Annotated in this window: 17 protein-coding genes; 7 read left to right on the top strand and 10 right to left on the bottom strand. The window is 47.8% G+C overall.

Annotated features, from left to right (window positions below; all coding sequences use genetic code 11):
- The first annotated feature begins 74 nt into the window (after nt 1-74).
- Nucleotides 75-815, top strand: coding sequence for an SDR family oxidoreductase (locus KNQ14_RS05680; protein WP_214859942.1), 741 nt, complete (start codon nt 75-77; stop codon nt 813-815).
- A 53-nt stretch (nt 816-868) separates the two neighbouring features.
- Here the strand turns inward: KNQ14_RS05680 and KNQ14_RS05675 are convergent, their stop codons facing one another.
- From KNQ14_RS05675 to KNQ14_RS05660, 4 genes are read right to left on the bottom strand one after another with little or no spacing between them, the layout of a single operon-like run.
- A complete protein-coding gene (locus tag KNQ14_RS05675; protein WP_214857828.1) occupies nt 869-1,327 on the bottom strand; it encodes an NUDIX hydrolase in 459 nt (152 codons plus the stop codon).
- Nucleotides 1,299-2,024 (bottom strand): alpha/beta fold hydrolase, encoded by a 726-nt coding sequence (locus KNQ14_RS05670; protein ID WP_214859940.1) that lies wholly within the window; start codon nt 2,022-2,024, stop codon nt 1,299-1,301. Before KNQ14_RS05670 ends, KNQ14_RS05675 begins: the two co-directional genes overlap by 29 nt.
- Nucleotides 2,014-2,427, bottom strand: coding sequence for an RDD family protein (locus tag KNQ14_RS05665; RefSeq protein ID WP_149427523.1), 414 nt, complete (start codon nt 2,425-2,427; stop codon nt 2,014-2,016). The genes KNQ14_RS05670 and KNQ14_RS05665 overlap by 11 nt, the downstream gene beginning before the upstream one ends.
- Nucleotides 2,428-2,439: 12 nt before the next feature.
- Nucleotides 2,440-2,607 carry a hypothetical protein gene (locus tag KNQ14_RS05660; RefSeq protein WP_214857830.1) on the bottom strand — a complete coding sequence of 56 codons (168 nt, stop codon included), beginning with the start codon at nt 2,605-2,607 and terminating at the stop codon, nt 2,440-2,442.
- Nucleotides 2,608-2,729: 122 nt separating this feature from the next.
- Between KNQ14_RS05660 and KNQ14_RS05655 the strand changes: the two genes are divergently transcribed.
- Entirely contained in the window at nt 2,730-3,656 is a 927-nt protein-coding gene (locus KNQ14_RS05655) for a zinc-dependent alcohol dehydrogenase (RefSeq protein WP_214859939.1), read from the top strand.
- On the opposite strand, the gene KNQ14_RS05650 is transcribed toward KNQ14_RS05655, so the two are convergent.
- Nucleotides 3,638-4,234 (bottom strand): hypothetical protein, encoded by a 597-nt coding sequence (locus tag KNQ14_RS05650; RefSeq protein ID WP_214805088.1) that lies wholly within the window; start codon nt 4,232-4,234, stop codon nt 3,638-3,640. The genes KNQ14_RS05655 and KNQ14_RS05650 overlap by 19 nt on opposite strands.
- Nucleotides 4,235-4,299: 65 nt before the next feature.
- The gene (locus KNQ14_RS05645) at nt 4,300-4,965 is read right to left on the bottom strand and encodes a DUF5694 domain-containing protein (protein ID WP_214859938.1); all 666 of its coding nucleotides are present in this window, start codon (nt 4,963-4,965) and stop codon (nt 4,300-4,302) included.
- A 109-nt stretch (nt 4,966-5,074) separates the two neighbouring features.
- Here KNQ14_RS05645 and KNQ14_RS05640 point away from each other — a divergent pair, with 109 nt between their 5' ends.
- Complete coding sequence (locus KNQ14_RS05640; RefSeq protein WP_214859937.1) at nt 5,075-5,377, top strand: hypothetical protein; 303 nt, start codon at nt 5,075-5,077, stop codon at nt 5,375-5,377.
- 63 nt (nt 5,378-5,440) lie between these two features.
- Here the strand turns inward: KNQ14_RS05640 and tnpB are convergent, their stop codons facing one another.
- Entirely contained in the window at nt 5,441-6,613 is a 1,173-nt protein-coding gene (tnpB, locus tag KNQ14_RS05635) for an IS200/IS605 family element RNA-guided endonuclease TnpB (protein ID WP_214859936.1), read from the bottom strand.
- Between the two features lie 75 nt (nt 6,614-6,688).
- Here tnpB and KNQ14_RS16865 point away from each other — a divergent pair, with 75 nt between their 5' ends.
- Entirely contained in the window at nt 6,689-6,823 is a 135-nt protein-coding gene (locus KNQ14_RS16865) for a hypothetical protein (RefSeq protein ID WP_255998092.1), read from the top strand.
- Nucleotides 6,824-7,138: 315 nt separating this feature from the next.
- On the opposite strand, the gene KNQ14_RS05630 is transcribed toward KNQ14_RS16865, so the two are convergent.
- Nucleotides 7,139-8,491, bottom strand: a complete 1,353-nt coding sequence (locus KNQ14_RS05630; protein ID WP_214859935.1) for a phenylacetate--CoA ligase family protein — start codon at nt 8,489-8,491, stop codon at nt 7,139-7,141.
- A 172-nt stretch (nt 8,492-8,663) separates the two neighbouring features.
- Here KNQ14_RS05630 and KNQ14_RS05625 point away from each other — a divergent pair, with 172 nt between their 5' ends.
- Nucleotides 8,664-9,518, top strand: a complete 855-nt coding sequence (locus KNQ14_RS05625) for an AraC family transcriptional regulator (protein WP_214859933.1) — start codon at nt 8,664-8,666, stop codon at nt 9,516-9,518.
- A 55-nt stretch (nt 9,519-9,573) separates the two neighbouring features.
- Here KNQ14_RS05625 and KNQ14_RS05620 read toward each other — a convergent pair whose 3' ends face one another.
- Nucleotides 9,574-10,923 carry a phenylacetate--CoA ligase family protein gene (locus KNQ14_RS05620; protein WP_214859931.1) on the bottom strand — a complete coding sequence of 450 codons (1,350 nt, stop codon included), beginning with the start codon at nt 10,921-10,923 and terminating at the stop codon, nt 9,574-9,576.
- Nucleotides 10,924-11,168: 245 nt separating this feature from the next.
- Nucleotides 11,169-11,558, bottom strand: a complete 390-nt coding sequence (locus tag KNQ14_RS05615) for a hypothetical protein (protein WP_214859929.1) — start codon at nt 11,556-11,558, stop codon at nt 11,169-11,171.
- A gap of 159 nt (nt 11,559-11,717) precedes the next feature.
- Between KNQ14_RS05615 and KNQ14_RS05610 the strand changes: the two genes are divergently transcribed.
- Together KNQ14_RS05610 and KNQ14_RS05605 are read left to right on the top strand one after the other, a co-directional pair.
- Complete coding sequence (locus KNQ14_RS05610; protein WP_214859927.1) at nt 11,718-13,142, top strand: NAD(P)H-binding protein; 1,425 nt, start codon at nt 11,718-11,720, stop codon at nt 13,140-13,142.
- A 121-nt stretch (nt 13,143-13,263) separates the two neighbouring features.
- Nucleotides 13,264-16,851 carry a dynamin family protein gene (locus KNQ14_RS05605; protein WP_214859925.1) on the top strand — a complete coding sequence of 1,196 codons (3,588 nt, stop codon included), beginning with the start codon at nt 13,264-13,266 and terminating at the stop codon, nt 16,849-16,851.
- Nucleotides 16,852-16,898 lie beyond the last annotated feature (47 nt).

The raw sequence follows: 16,898 nt of genomic DNA, 5'->3' as shown, positions 1-16,898 counted from the left end.
AGTCCTCCATACGCTATACTAATTTCTGTAAACATCTGGTTTTTATGAATGTATTTACATAAAGGAGAATACATATGACTCGACCTATTGCCATCGTAACCGGCGCCAGTCAGACACGCGACATCGGAGCTGCCATTTGCCGCAAGCTTGCCTCGTCCGGACATGACCTGGTCTTTACTTATTTTAAAGCAACAGCGGATTGGGCGGCTAGTTTTACGACCGAACTCGAAAATCAAGGTGCCCGCGTCCTTGCGATCGAGCTAGATTTAGGTCAAGCAGATGCTGCTGACGATTTATTCGCACGCATTGAAGACTTTGGAACACCAAGCATCCTGATCAACAACGCTGCCCATTCGACGATGACGGATTGGAAAACGCTTGATGCAAAAAGTCTCGATCAACACTATGCCGTCAATCTCCGAGCACCGCTGTTGCTTGCGACACGTTTCACGAAACGATTCGCTGAAGCACATCTAACGTCCGGTCGTATCATTCAACTGACGTCCGGACAAGATCTCGGTCCGATGCCTGACGAGATTGCTTACGCTACGACAAAAGGTGCCTTGTCGACATTTACAAAGACTTACGCGGCAGCCGTAGCACCGCTTGGCATCACCGTTAATGCGGTCAATCCGGGTCCGACAGACTCGACTTGGATGGATGAAGCAACACGGACAGCGCTTAAACCTAGTTTTCCGTTCGGGCGAATCGGTGCGCCAGAAGACGTCGCACGATTGATCCAATTCCTCGTGAGTCCTGACGGTAGCTGGGTGACTGGACAGATCATTCATTCCGAAGGCGGCTTTGAACGCTGAACATAGAGAACATAAAATCCCCCCTGATTTTTACATCAGGAGGGATTTTTGCGTTATCGAAAAACCGGACCCAGTTCCGTCAAAAAATCGTTCCAGGCTGTTTGATGCAGTTCGCTATAGAGTTCTGGCATTTGGTCTCTTTCAAAAAAAGCAATATCGAGTGATTCATCGGAATCAATCGTCAATTGCCCCCCATTGATTCGGCAAACGAAAAAATGGACGATCGGTTGGGCGACATCCCCGTTCGGATACATCTCTTCGTACTTCGAATAGACACCACTCAAACGTTCAATCGTGACATGAAAACCGGTCTCTTCGAAAATCTCACGCTGTGCGGCTTCGACAATCGACTCTCCCAGTTCCAGTGCGCCACCGGGAAAGCCCCATGCTTGTTGCTCTCGCCGTTTTTGAAGAAGAATGCGCCCCTCCTCGTCGAAGACGATGCCACCCGCAAAGTTCAACATCACTTTTTCTTGACCGACCTTACTGCGAAGAAAACGTATGTAGTCCATCTGTCGCCCCTTGAAGTTTGACGTGCTTCAGCCATGAAATCAGTTGCTTGACCATGGCATCGGTCACGGTATGATTGACACCTGGAAAAACGTCTAATACGGTCGTTTGCGCCATACCTGCTTGAACAGCTGTCCCGTGATAAAACTGCTGGATCGATAGTGGAATGATGTCATCGGCATCGCCGTGCAGGAGCAATCGCGGACGCTCATCCATCACACTGATCGGATCGAGCTTCCATGGTACATCCTCCTGTTTGATGGCAGGTCGCCCGTCACGAACGCGGAATTGACGTTCCGCTTCAAGATAGGCACCGCCCCCATTGATCGCAACAAGCGCTTTAATCGGCTGACGTGCCATGATCCCATGGGCAATGAACCCACCCATCGAGACGCCGATTGCCATCACATCTGAAACATGCCAGCCTGATTGTTCGATGATAGCTGTCGCTTCCGTAATCGATTGTTCGACGACCGTCCAAAAATAGGTCGTCGTTACTTCTGAATCAAACGGATGATCAAACGGTTTACGTTGATCATGTCGAATAAGTTCCGGAATAAAGACATCGAATCCTTCTTCAGATAATTGTTGTGCAAACTCTAGATAAGAAACAGCCGTTCCGCCCCAACCATGGTAGAGCAGAATGGCTCCCGTTGGTTGAGAGGCACGGACACTATGGACATGAAAATCAAGCTTCATTTTTTAGCTTCTCCTGGTTCAAGCGGACGATCGTTTTCGCGAAGTCATCCTCCGGTAATCGTTGTCCGTTCTTGAGAAACGGTTTCCAGTACGGTCGAATCTTAAATAGTGAGACCGTATCACGATAGACTGTTCGACGGACGATTTGTTTTGTCGTCAACGGCAATCCATTCTCGCTTTCAACCTGGATGCCGCAAATCTGACCACCAATCGTTTTTCCGTTCAACAGTTTCAATTGCGCGACTTCTCCTAGAAAACTGATCGTCGGTTGTGTCACGACAGCGTGAACGACTTCTGACTTCACACGTCGTAACACCGTTTTTTCGATGACGACAGAAAGTCCGAAATAAACAGCTTGGTTGATGATATACGCACCGATTCGTCGTTTTGTCGTTGAATGCATGGATGGTCCTCCTTATACGTTGAAATAGACGACAGCGCCAAGTCCACTGACGGCAATCAAATAAAAGACGATCGCGAGTCGTTTGTTTGCGGCAGAGATATCCTTTCGGACGAGGATCTTACTATACCGATACGTCAAAAATGCGAACACGAGCAATGCCAAAATCAATAATGGTGCCATTTGATTCCCCCCTTTTCTTTCTTATTCTACATCATTTCTGGTTTCGAATTGTTATATTTTACAAGTAAAGTGGTATATGCTTGATCCATATATCATCAATCCAACAATGAAATGAGGTTTACATGTTGAACACTACAACGATTTGCTGTCTTGTGGAGTCGAAGACGCCTGGTTATCTTGTTCGGGAACTGCCGCCGCTTGGCATCTATGACGTCCACGTCCGCACCTTAGCCGGTGCCATCAGTATCGGTGCCGAACTTCCCCAATGGCTGGAACAAGACATGACCGAATCCAGCTATGACTATCCGCTCGAGACAGGATATGAAAGTTATGGCGAAGTGCTTGCAGTTGGTGACGCCGTCCAAATCGTCAAGCCCGGAGATCGGGTCGTCAGCTTCTATGGTCATCAAGATCAAGCGATCGTTCCTGAATCGAAAGTCATCCCTGTTCCTGCTCATATCTCACCCCGTGAAGCCTTACTACTGATTCTGTCTTGTGACGCGGCAAAAGGCGTCCGTAAGCTGACATTGACACCCGACACTAGCGTCTTAGTTTCCGGAATGGGTACGATCGGTTTACTGACGGTGCATTACTTACGGCATTACGTCAACGTTCGTCAGATTGATATCCTCGAGCCAATTACGTCCCGAGCGGAGTTAGCGCGTCAATTAGGTGCACGTGTCGTCACACCGGATTCAAGTATGTATGACGCCGCCATCGAATGTTCCGGACGCCAAGCGGCCTTTGCCGAGCTTCAGTCCGCTGTCCGTCCTCATGGTGCAATCTGCGTCTTATCGGACGGCAACCGGGAAGCCTTGACGTTGACGCCCGCGTTTCACGCAAAAGAACTTCAGATCGTTGCATCGAGTGACGGCTGGGACTACCGCAAGCATGCAGACTGGCTCTTTTCAGACGAGCGTCACGCGACATTGCCCGCTTTGTTCGAACACGAGACTTCGTTTTCGAAGCTTGCCAGTTGCTTCGCTAGCTTAATGGAAACATCAGATCTCCCAATCAAAGTATTCGTTGATTATGAGCAGACGAGCTGAACACCGTTCGGATCCGTACCTACGAGCGATACGTCGGAAAAGACTGCTTCTTGTAAGACGGTCTTCTCTCCGCGGACGGTTTGGATTTGTGAAATCGGTCGATCGAACAGTTTCGTTAAATCCGCCTCTAATCCTTCGCGCGGTGTCGTTAGAATTAAACGCTCAAGTGTCGTTCCATCAGTATCCGCAATTGCATCTTCATGGACTTGCAATTCAATCCGTAATCCGTATGGTGTCTGCAAGAACGTCCGCCGCTCGTTCGCTTGGACCGTGAACGATAACGTTTCTGCGCGATCAAGAATCGTTTGCACGTCACCAGGCTGAATCAAAAATCCGATGTGATCGAAGCGAACCGTTTTTCCGAATCCGATCGTCACATTGACCGCTCCCCGTTTCATTTCAATGATTCGGAATAAAATTTGATCTGCTCGAAAATCATCCCATGATAGAGGTGGATTGAACGACGAAAATTCTCCGTCTTTCTTCCCGATCCGCTGGGAAACGTGAAATCCGCGTGCCGTGTACCAAGCTTCTGTTTCTTCCAAATGTGGTGTCCAGATATGGTAGTGAAATAGCATTTACATACACTCCTTTTCGTTGTTCCAATCGTTCCACGTCATCACTTCGACTTGGTTCGATTCATTCAAATATTGTCGTAATAACGGGAGGTGCGCAGCACCGTATAAACAGACGATTCGTTGTTCGTCTGTGCGAGGTGCAGTAAACGATTTGCGATCTTTTGATTACGGACTCGCCAGTAGCGTTCAACCCAAATCCGCCCGCTCTCCAGTCGTTCGATTTGATCATAGATTCTAGCCGACGCTGCAATCGTTTCTTCAGCGTGCAATCGATCGAGCCCTTCGGAGAAGGATAACTGCTCCATCGCGTGCTCTAACTGTTGGGTCCGTTTCATCTCAGCCGCGACGATCGTCTCAAAGGCTTCCGGATGATGTGAACGGACGATTCCTAAATCCGGTACGCCGGGTACGATTTCGTTCCAATCGACCCCATGGAGATCTGCTACTCCTGCCATCCGGGCTAAGCGAAAGCCGATTTGTTGCCGTTCATTTTCGGTTAAATCACTTTCGTGTTGATAGGTGTCATATGTATGTTGCAGGTCACTTATGCGTTCAGGTGACGTCTCAAGGGCAACGCCTGTCGGTCGAAATGCGTTCAATCGAGCAACGACTTCTTGGATTTCTCGTTGCCTTCTCTCTGACGCGATATCAAAAATTGCTGGACGAATCATGTCACCATTTGCCGGGCGATCGAGTTGGATCATGCCTAACAGTAAAATCTGAGGTTTCATCTATCTCCCTCCTTTTCCTGATTTTACCTTATAATTGGTAAAGGAAGCGACTTTTACCTATCATGAATTTACGTTACTATTCAACGAATACTTATATAAGGAGGTTCCGATGAAAAAGATATTCGTCATTGTGTTCATTGGATTTTTATTCGGATGCAGTCAAACCGGTACAGAGGACGAAGCTAGTCATGCCATGATCGTCATTGTGAATAACAAAGAGTATAACGGAACAGAAGTTGAATTCGATGCATCTATGCAACAAGGAGAAAAAATGAGCACGATATTAAAGAAAACAAAAGCATATGAAATGCCCCAAGCGAACAGTCAATCGAATCTTTTTTCAGTCGGGTCCACCATCTATTCTGTTAAAGGAACAGAAGATTTTATCATCAGTAAAAGACAAAGAAATTGAACTTCCACTAGGTTAAAGCCGTAGTGGATTCCTGAGTTATCCGACCTAGCGGTCGAAAAATGATCAGGCTAACCCCGTCGTCCCGACGGTTGAAGAAGCTAAGATACGTTCTGCTTCTTGTTTGAGATTCAGTCCTGCGTTCATATCGCGATCATGATGGACTCCGCAACTCGGACATGTCCATTCCCGTAAAGCGAGATTCTTAACGTCTTTGTGTTGATGACCGCAACCGGAGCACAGTTGACTTGATGCGAAGGTCTTGCCGACCTTAACGACGGTCTTCCCGTACCATTCCGCCTTGTACTCCAGCATGCGGAAGAACGCCGACCAGCTGACCTCGGAGATGGACTTGCTTAACTTGCGGTTCTTCTGCATGCTCTTCACCTGTAAGGTCTCGATTCCGATGACGTCGTGGTTTTTGACGATCTCGGTCGATACCTTGTGCAGGAAGTCGGTGCGTTTGTTGGCAATCTTTTCGTGGATACGGGCGACCTTCCGCTTCTGCTTCTGGTAGTTATTGGCCTCGGACAGCTTCACCTTCCTGTTCAGGGCGATGTGCTGACGTCGTGACAGCTTTCTCTGCTCGCGCGCCAGTTTCTTCTCAAGCGAACGGAGGTAACGGTCGTTCTTGTATACTGTGCCGTCCGACAGGATGGCAAAGTTCTTGAGTCCGACGTCGACGCCAACAGATGAACCGGTCTTCGGCAATTCGTGGATCGCCTGCTCGACGAGTAGGGAGACGAAATATTTCCCTGAAGCGTTACGTCGGATCGTAGCGTTCAAAATACGTCCTGCAATCTGTTTCGAATAGGCGAAACGGACCCATTTCAGCTTCGGAAGTTTGAGCTTGTTCTCGATGATGGAGACTTCAGGAAGTTGAGACTTGCCTTGGATGTTCGTCTTGTACGATTGCACAGGGTTTCGCTTTGATTTAAAACGAGGACGTTCATTCTGTTTCTTGAAGAAACGGTCATAGGCATCGGCAAGATGTTTGACGCTAGTTTGCATGGAAGTACTATCGACTTCTTTCAGCCATTCAAACTCCTGCTTCAGGATAGGAATTTCTTTGGAACAAGAACCGTAGGAGAGTCCTTTTCCAGTCGCTTTGTAAGTCTCATCCCACTTCGCCAAGAAGTGGTTGAAGACGAATCGTGAACAACCAATCGTCTTCGCGATCAGGATTTCCTGCTCTTTCGTGGGGTAGATTCTGAATTTGTAGGCCTTGTACTTTTTCATATTGATTTCCACCTCCTTTTGGCATGCGTTTAATATCTACAATATATATACATGTTAAATAAGGGATGACGTCAAATGGAGCGCGTATCAAAATTAATTATATTTCCAAAAAATTTAGTAGAGTCAATAGAGAAATATCAAAAAGAGAATTATATTTCTTCTTTTGCCGAAGCGGTGTATGAACTGATTCGCAAAGGTTTAGAAAAGTAATGGAGTGATATCTCCTGTAGCATCGGAAATGTCAGCAAAGAAACCGATTCAAAAATACATCCAGACACAAGGAAGTTAAGCTTACATCCCTTAGCTTAAAGGCATAGGGGTTTTACGCCCGCTTATATAAAAAATGGCTTTTAAAAAAGGTAAGGGATATCAAAAACGAATTGAATGATGTAATCTAGAACACCTTTATATTGGTACATCTTTTAGAAGTACTAACAGTGGAGGTGTTTTAACATGTACTTTTAACTGAGGTATGATGAAAAATCATTAAAAAAGTGGACAGATGTCACGATCTGCCCACTACCTTCATCCTGTTAAACTTGATTTAACGAGTAAAATTTTCCCGCTTTCCTCTGCATCGATATAAGAAACGGCTTGTACATCGAGATGGATATCACGACCGAATAAACGGTACAGCCGTTCCATCAGAATTCGTTCGTCTGATTGACTGAACCGCTCTGCGTCCGGAACGTAGTAGATCGATACGCTATCTGTCGTCATTTGAACATATTGAATACGCTCGATACTGTTTGGCAAATGTTTGACGAGACTCGCCAGTTGCGCTTCAAAAATCTTTTGTCCATCCGGTTTTTGAATGAATGCCCGCCCCCTGCCGTCAATCGATTCGATGATTGGTCCCGGGTGACCACAGGAACAGGTGCGCTGACTGAGCGTCATCCGATCTCCGACCCGGTAGCGAATGAGGGGGGTTCCGTGTGTATCAAAACTCGTCACAAGAATCTCCCCGTCTGTATCGAGTTCGATGATCCCCATCTCATGGTGCAGATGTTTTTGACCAAACCGGCATTCAGAAACGATAGGTGCCCCTTCAGACGATGCATATTGATCAAAGACTGGTCCGTGAAACACTTCTTCGATGACTTGGCGCTCTTCCGCGTCGATCCGTTCTGCCGTCGGGAAAATCGCAACCGGTTGACACGTCAAGCGGATCCCTTCTCGCTTCGCGAACCGCGCGAGCTCAATCATCGCTGACGGAAGACCATCAATCGTTTCTGGTTGAAAACGTTCGATGGCTTCAAGATACGCTGCCATCGTCCGTGGGGATAACCGTTTCACCGTGAACAAGAGTTGATTCGCCGCTCGATTTATCCGCCAGTAGACGTCCACCTGTTGACGCTCGGGTACGAGATCCTGTGCCGTAAAGCTGATTCGTCGCATGCCACGGTAGACACCGTGGGTCGCCTTGAAATAATCCAGATGGGCCATGCGAATTTGCATATCCGGTATCGTATATCGTACTTGCAGTGACGTGCCTGTCGTTCCACCCGTTTTCCCTATGATTGGCGCAGCGACATCTGTTTGAATGTCCTCCATGTGCGTTCGTAATATTTCTTTTGATAGTACAGGAATATGTTTTAGTTCGGATAAGTCCGTTAAAGGTAGGCAAATGTCATGTGAAGTGAAGAGCTGACGGTAATAGGGACTGTGTTCAGTACAGAAGCGAAGGAAGTCATTTAAACGATCAAGTTGTTCCGCTTTGACGTCGATCGTCGTATGTTCTCGTTCGAGGAGCATCCGGAACCGTTCTTGATAGACCGGTCCATAACGTTCGCGATGCAATTGATACCCATAGAGGGTTGTGAAGAGGTGCTGGAGAAATAGAGGAGAGCGATTGTAGATCTGCTCTTTGATACCCATGTCATCACGTCCTTTCGCAAGGGAAGTAACGGTTTCGATGTCTCTACGATAGCCTATGTACCTGACAGGAATATGACAAAAATAAGGGAACATGCCTCCTGACAAATTGCTATCACCTTGGACAGGTCCGACGATCATCGCTCTACTATACTGAAAACAAGGAGGTGACAAGATGTGGCTCGAATCGATTCAACGCGTCATTGACTATATCGAAGATCATTTAGAAGACTCGCTCGATCTCAACGTTATGACAAAAGTCGCTCAGATGCAGGCTTATCCTTTACAACGGGCGTTTTCGTTACTTGCGATGATGACGTTACCGGAATACATCCGAGGACGACGTCTGACGCTCGCAGCGCAACAATTGACACAGACGGACGAAAAAATCATCGATCTCGCCTTACGTTTTGGTTACGAGACGCCGGAAGCTTTCACAAAAGCTTTCAAACGTCAGCATGGTTGTTCGCCGACGTTGATGCGAAACGAGCGACGTCCGATTCACGCCTATAACCGCCTGAGCATTCAGGTGACCTTGAAGGGACTGGAGCAAATGGATTACCAACTCATCGAACGACCGGCTTTACAGATTTCAGGATGGCGAAAACATTTCTCGACGCAAGATGGTGCCCAAAAACAGCTGATTCCGTTGTTTTGGAATGATGTAAATCATTCTGGTCAAGATGCTACTTTGTTCAAACAAAATGACGGTCAGATTGAAGGTGTGATTGGTGTCTGCTCCAATTTCACCGAAACATCGATGGATTATTGGATCGCGACGACGACAACAGAAATCCTTCCCGATCAGGAAACGATGACGATTCCGGCGAGTCTTTGGGCGACGTTTCCGGTCGTTGGTCCAATGCCGCATGCCATTCAAGAGATGTGGCAGCGTATCTATCAAGAGTGGCTCCCATCGCATGAATATGATCCTCTCCCTCACGCTGAACTCGAAGTTTATTCGGCAGGCGACCCGTCTGCCGCCGATTATCAATCTGCCATCTGGATTCCGGTGCGGCCACGCGACTGACAGTTTCAGGACACACGAAAAAGCGAGATCATCGATGATCTCGCTTTTTTTTGTGTCATGCATACTGTTGTTTAATCAGTAACGTTTTTCCACTGATTTCTTTCGGAATTTCCGGTACCGCGCGCATGACGACATTCAATTGTCCGTCAAACAGTCGGTCCAGAACGAAAAAGAGCTTCTTCTCATGTTCTTTCTCGAAACATCGTTCATCCGGAACATATAATAAAACAACCTCGTCCCGCGTCTCTTGAATGTATTGTACGCGTTCGATACAGTTCGGGAACGCTCGAACGATTCCCGCAAGTTCGCCTTCAAAGACACGGTGTCCGTTTCTGAGTTGAATGAAGCTTCTACCCCGTCCGTCGATCGAAGCGATGATCGGACCTTGATGACCACAAGGGCACGTTTCCTGACTGAGCGTCATCCGATCGCCGACACGGTAACGGACAAGTGGTGTACCATGCGTATCGAAGCTCGTCACAAGGATTTCACCGTCCTCATCACGTTCAATGATTCCCATCTCATAATGTAGATGTTTTTTCCCATACGGACATTCGGCGACGATCGGCGCCCCTTCTGACGACGCATACTGATCATAGATCGGTGCATGGAAGACGTCTTCGACGAGCGTTCGTTCTTCTGCCGTCATCATCTCTGCCGTCGGGAAAATCGCTTTCGGTCGAAACGTACAGGTCATCCCATATTTTTTAGCATATCGCGCGACTTCGATCATTCCTGAAGGCAACCCATCAATCGATTCCGGCTGAAACCGATTCAGTTGTTCGATGTATGCAGCGGCGGTTTTCGGATTGATGTTTTTGATCGAGAACAACATCTGATTGATGACTTTATTCGTCCGCCAATAAACCGGTGCCTTTTGTTGCGGGGAAGCAAGCGTTTGACCGGTAAAACTTGCACGGCGCATCCCTTGATCGACTCCATGGGTCCACTTGAAGAAGTCAAGATGTGCCATCCGGATTTGCATGTCTTCCTTTGTATAATGCACTTGAATCGATTTACCGGTCGTACCGCCCGTTTTTCCGAGAATCGGGGCATGGACGTGCGCATGGACGTCCTCATTTTGTTGGCGTAAGATTTCTTTCGTCAAAGGGGGAATCTGTTTTAGTTCGTCAATCGATTTTAGCGGGAGCTCTAGTGCAATGGTAGAAAACAATTCCTGATAGTATGGACTATGTGTTTGGCAAAAAGAAAGGAAGTCGTTTAATCGATGCAATTGTTCTGCTCGAACGTCATGCGGTCGTCCTAACTTCTGTTTCAGTTCTTGTAAACGTTGCTGATAGGCGGGACCGTATCGTTCATGGAACAGGCGACGTCCTTGTAAAGTCGTCAACAAGTTTTGGATGAAAATCGGTGAGTGAAAGTAGATCGATTCTTTGAGCTGCATGATGTCACTCCTTCCATAGTTAGACCACCTTTTACTGATACTTTCATCTTATTTCCAGTCGCCGCCCATCTCAATTAGTTCTTCGTGAATAAACTTAGCTTTTATTTTCATGGCGATTTATTTTAATGAACTCTGATTCACGAACATCTTCTTACCGATTCTTGAACTTACAACTTTTCTTCCCTCACAAAAAATCCGATTGATGAAGAGGAGTTTCTTCATCAATCGGATTCATACGAGTGGCATTACGATTTCGCACCTTTTTGTAGCATCTGACATCCGTATGCCCGTAATTTAATCGCTTCGAGTACGAGCGACATCTGTTGCTCATCCAATCGTTCAATCAGCTCGATGATCGTGATCGTCGTTCGTCCATCATACAATTGGACGATCAAGTGGATGATTGCTTCTAACGCTGGACTCGGATAGGGTTCAGCCAGAAATTCACGATCAAAAAACTCACCACTATCCGGAAAGAAGTAATCCGAGAACCGTTCGAGCACTTGTGGCTGTCCTGTCGCAAGGTACAGCATCGAGACCATCGCTGCATCTTCTCGTTGTTTCGGCTTTAATCGTCTCCACAACAGATCGAATCGTCGTTCATGTCCCTCTTGCATGAATTGTATCGTCTGCATGGTTGAAGCCCCCTTTGTTTTCATACTTCCTGTTGGTTCTTTTCCATATGTTACTATTCCCTATTCCATTCAACTGAATCGTCTCAGCATATCCTCTTGCGATTGAACCGACTCGATTGGGGGTACATTACAACAGATATAAGAGAGGAGTTTACATCCATGCCAACGCGCCTAGCTTTAGCCGGAGCCACCGGATACATTGGTCACAATTTACTGAACGAACTAAAGAAAAAATATGACGTCATCGCCCTTTCACGAAATGGTGACGACAAGGACAATGAGGAACGTGTCGAATGGCGATCGTGCGACCTCTTTTCTCTAGACGATACGATCGCTGGTATGAAAGGAGCAGACATCGCTGTCTACCTCGTCCATTCGATGATGCCATCTGCTAAATTGACACAAGGATCGTTTGAGAATATGGACTTATTGTTAGCCGATAACTTCGCCCGTGCCGCAAAAGAAAACGGCATCCGGCAAATCATCTACTTAAGTGGTATCATCCCCGAGGAAACAGAAAATCTATCGCGTCACTTAAAGAGTCGACTTGAAGTCGAACGCGTTCTCGGTGCGTACGGAACACCGGTGACGACGATCCGTGCTGCGTTAATCGTTGGTCCGAAAGGTTCATCGTTCCCAATCTTATCGAAACTCGTCAAACGCTTACCCGTCATGGCACTCCCACGATGGACACGTAACAAGACACATCCTGTCGCCTTACCCGACGTCATTCATGCTCTTGGTGAAAGTGTCGATCGCGATGATGTCAAAGACCGGGCCATCGATATCGGTGGTCCGGAAGCGATGACCTATAAAGAGATGATCCTTAAAACAGCCGACATCATGGGTAAACGACAACCGACGATCGATATTCCTATATTGACCGTTAAATTATCCCGCCTTTGGGTGACACTCGTGTCCGGAGAACCAAAAGAAACCGTCTATCCACTCGTTGAAAGCATGGTCCATGAGATGGTTGCGGATCCAGAAAAAATGGTTCCCGGCATCAGTGACGGCAAAATCACATTCGAACAATCAGTCCGAGATGCGTTAAAAGAGGAGGAGGAACAAAAAGGATCTTCTTCCTCGTCGTCTTCGACACCAGACGTCCTTGACGTCCGTTCAGTCCAACGTGTTCTTTTGCCAAAGGATCGCGATGCCGACTGGGCAGCTGACGATTATATGAACTGGTTGTCATCATTTGCCCGCCCTTTCCTATCGTCAACCGTGAAAGATCAAGTCGTTGGAATCCACATTCCGTTTTACGAACAACCGCTGCTTGAATTGACGAAGGAACCGGTTCACGATCGACACATGGCGACATACCGGATTACCGGCGGATTGTTCGCAAAAGTCGAGCAAGACAGCCGTGGTCGGATTGAATTCCGGCAAATTCCCGGTACGCAGGAATGTATCATCGCCATCCATGAATTCGTCCCTGCGCTACCGTGGATACTCTACAAGGCAACACAGGCGAATGTTCACCTGCTCGTCATGTATCTCTTCAAATTACACTTGTTGCGCCGGATTCATTCGACGGAACAAGAATCGACACGCGCGGACGAAATCGTTCCGTCGTCTTAATGCCAATCAAAACAATCCGCCTCTTACTGAGCGGATTGTTTTTTGACGTTTGCAGAAGGATGACGAAACGGAAAAAATCGTGATACACTGGACGATGACTGAAAGAAAGGGGTTTCATTGCATGCGCTCATTTGAGGAACGATTATCGAACCAACTCGAGGCGACGGCTTCACTCGCCACATTGATTCAACCTTCAACGGATCAACTCCGTTTAGATAAACTAGATAAATTTGCTAGCAAACTATTAAAACGAGAGTTCACGATTGCGTTTGCTGGTCATTTCTCGGCTGGAAAGTCGAGCATGATCAACGCCTTGACGGGTGAATCGGTCTTACCGACGAGTCCGATTCCGACGAGTGCAAACATCGTAACACTTCAGCAAGGTGAGATGGATTCAGCAATCGTTCACTTTCATGAACAGCCGTCTGTTCGTCTGACAGCAACAGAGCAAGAGGAGCATCTTCAATCGCTTGGGAAAAGTGGTGATGTCCGACAAATCGATTTGACGCATGCCGCGTCCGAGCTTCCGCCTGGTCTCGTCTTAATGGATACGCCAGGCGTCGACTCGGTCGATGATGCCCACCGTGTATCAACGGAGTCTGCCCTTCACTTGGCTGACATCTTGTTTTACGTCATGGACTACAATCATGTTCAATCCGAATTGAACTTCATGGTGACGGATGAATTACAAGCTGCCGTACCGGAATTATATTTAATCGTCAATCAAATCGATAAACATCGTAACGATGAACTATCATTCGACGCCTTCCGCCGCTCGGTTCATGCGTCCTTCGCTGAACACGGTGTCGTGCCGAAAGGAATCTTCTTTACGAGCCTACGGGACCCAGCCCATCCGCATAACGATTTCACGGAAGTCGAACAGCTCGTCAAACAAAGCATTCGGGACGCTCAACCGAAGTTGTTGACTTCTGCCGCTTTGACACTCGAAAGTCTTCACCAGGAGCATACACGTTATCTCACACGTCTCGTCTCAGAAACACACGAGACGATGGCTGAGCAATTGAATGACGCTGAACGACGGGATCCGGCGAAAATCGAAACCGAATTAACGCGTGTCTCGCAACAATTAGAAGCACGCCAACCGGACCGCTGGGTACAGACGTTTTCGCTTCATCGGGATCAACTCTTGAAAAATGCGACATTGATGCCATTTGAGTTACGCGAGAAGATGCGCCGCTTCCTCGAGTCACGTCAGCGTGATTTCAAGGTTGGATTATTCCGTAGCGCGAAAAAAACGGAAGCGGCTCAAGCAGAGATCGCACAAGACGTGCTCCGTGCCTATCAGACAGTGACCGCTTCCGAAATTTCGCTTCATTTACGTAACTTGATGAAACAATCATTACGTGACCTTGGTCTCCTGCAGGATACGCATATCGTCGCAATCGATCAGCTATCACTCGACCCACCGCTTTCCGTACTCGAAAGTGCCTTGCCAACCGGTATTACGATCACAGGTGAATCAGTGCTCCAGTTCACGAATCGTGTCGCCGAACAGACACAAGCGTGGTTCGTCAAGGAAACGAACGCGTGGCGTGAGCTTGTTCGTCAAGAGTTGACGGCAACTTTCCCGAAAGAACAAGCTGAACTATTGCAACAACAGACGTCACTACAGCATAAATGGAATAGCGTTCAAGCATGGCAACAGGCTACCGTAGCACTCGAGCGATATGAGCATGGCGTTGCCAATCCATCTGACCAACAACTCGAACGGGCTCGGACGCAAGTCTCAGTTTGGGAGGAGCAATTGATTCAGCAAGAAGCGGCGATCGTTTCCTTTACCGGGTATGAATCGGTGACAGAAACTACTGCGTTTGAAGTTGCGACGACGATCAGTGAGCAACAAGCCGTCCGTTATGCACCGGAAGACGTCGCTCAAATCCGTCAGCATCTAAATGGTCTTCAAGGTTTTGAAGATGCCGTCGCTTATTTGAATGACAAATTGGACCGACTGACACATCAATCGTTCACGATTGCCTTATTCGGTGCCTTCAGTGCTGGGAAATCGTCGTTTTGCAATGCCTTACTCGGAGACAAGGTCCTCCCGGTCTCTCCGAATCCGACGACCGCATCGATCAACCGGATTCACCCTGTTGACGCTGCACACCCGCACGGCGTGGCAGAAGTCACGTTCAAGTCGGAAGCAGCGATGCTGGAGGACTTAAATGAAGCGATGGTCGGAACGATGACATTCGAGTCAACGAAACAGGCATACGATACGCTCTTATCACGTGCCGCGTCACTGACGGACCCGTTCTTGCGTGCTTTCTTGAAAGGATTCCCTGCCGTTCAATCCTTCATCGGTACCGCTCAGACGGTCGATCAAGACGCATTTAAACTGTATGTCGCGCAGGAAGAACGAAGCTGTTTCGTAGATGTCATCGATTTCTATTACGATAGTCCGTTAACACGTCTCGGCGTGACGCTCGTCGATACGCCAGGAGCAGATTCAATCAATGCCCGTCATACTGATGTCGCTTTTGATTACATCAAGAACGCGGATGCGATCTTGTTCGTCACGTACTTCAATCATGCCTTCGCCCGCGCTGACCGTGAATTCTTGATTCAACTCGGTCGTGTCAAAGACGCCTTCGAACTCGATAAGATGTTCTTCCTCGTCAATGCGATTGATCTCGCTGCTTCAGATAGCGAACGTCAAGATGTCTTGAACTATGTCGCGACGGAATTGCAACGCTTCGGGATTCGGTCGCCCCGACTCTATGGAGTCTCGAGCTTACAAGGACTCACCGAAAAGCAACAAGAGCGATCGGATTCAACTTCCGGTCTACCCGAATTCGAGGAGGCATTCCATCACTTCCTTGCAGAGGACTTGACCGGTCTTGCCAAAGTCTCGTTGTCTGAGCAGACGGAAAAGACCGTCCAGCGACTCGAACGATTTATCGCTGCGACTGAAGCGAATCTGTTGCGAAAAGAAGAACGGTTGGCTGAGCTGTCTACTCTAGAACAGCAGGTCACGGATCGTTTCGAAGACAATCGCGCCGCTGTGATCGAACCTGCACTCAAAGCAGAGATCCATGAGCTGTTGCACCATGTCGTACAACGCATTTATTACCGTTTCCCTGACTTTTTCAAGGAAGCCTATAACCCTGTTCGTTTTGCTCAAACTGGCAAAGGAGTGGCATTACAGGATGCGTTAACGGAACTGTTGACGTTCCTTCGGTTCGATTTTGAACAAGAGCTCCGGGTTACGCATTTCCGTGTCGACCAATGGCTCGAAGCGGCCATGATCCGGCGTCAACAAGAGGAGCAACAGTTGCTAGAGCAATGGAACGAATCCTTCCAGCTCGCGCCTGTTACGGTCTCTCGATTAAACGAAATGACGTTCGACGGGCCCTTCGAAGATGCAACGCCTTATATCGGCGTCAAACGTCATTTCCGGAATGCGAAAGCCTTCTTCGAGAAAAATGAGAAGGAGCAGTTGAAGGAAGAGCTGGCGACATTAACCAAACAAGAAGCACTCGCGTACACTGCCACTCAAGAAGAACGCTTGCTGGCAGTCGCGACGGCACATCTGGATGTTTCTTTGACCGCCGTTTCAAAGCACCTGTTACGTCAAACACTCGAGCAACTTGAGAGTGAACGCGCGACGTTACAGGCACAAGAGACGCTGACTCCTTATAAACAAGTAGCAAAGCAGATTCGCAGTCTGACGCAACACGTCACTTCATAAAATACAATCGTTCAACACAAAAGACCGGAGCGCGATGCGTTCCGGTC

Origin of the sequence: Exiguobacterium sp. s161, from assembly GCF_018619045.1 — a bacterium.
Taxonomy (GTDB): Bacteria; Bacillota; Bacilli; order Exiguobacteriales; family Exiguobacteriaceae; genus Exiguobacterium_A; species Exiguobacterium_A indicum.
The sequence above is the reverse complement of the archived record's forward strand: the minus strand, read 5'-3'. Positions and strand labels throughout refer to the sequence as shown.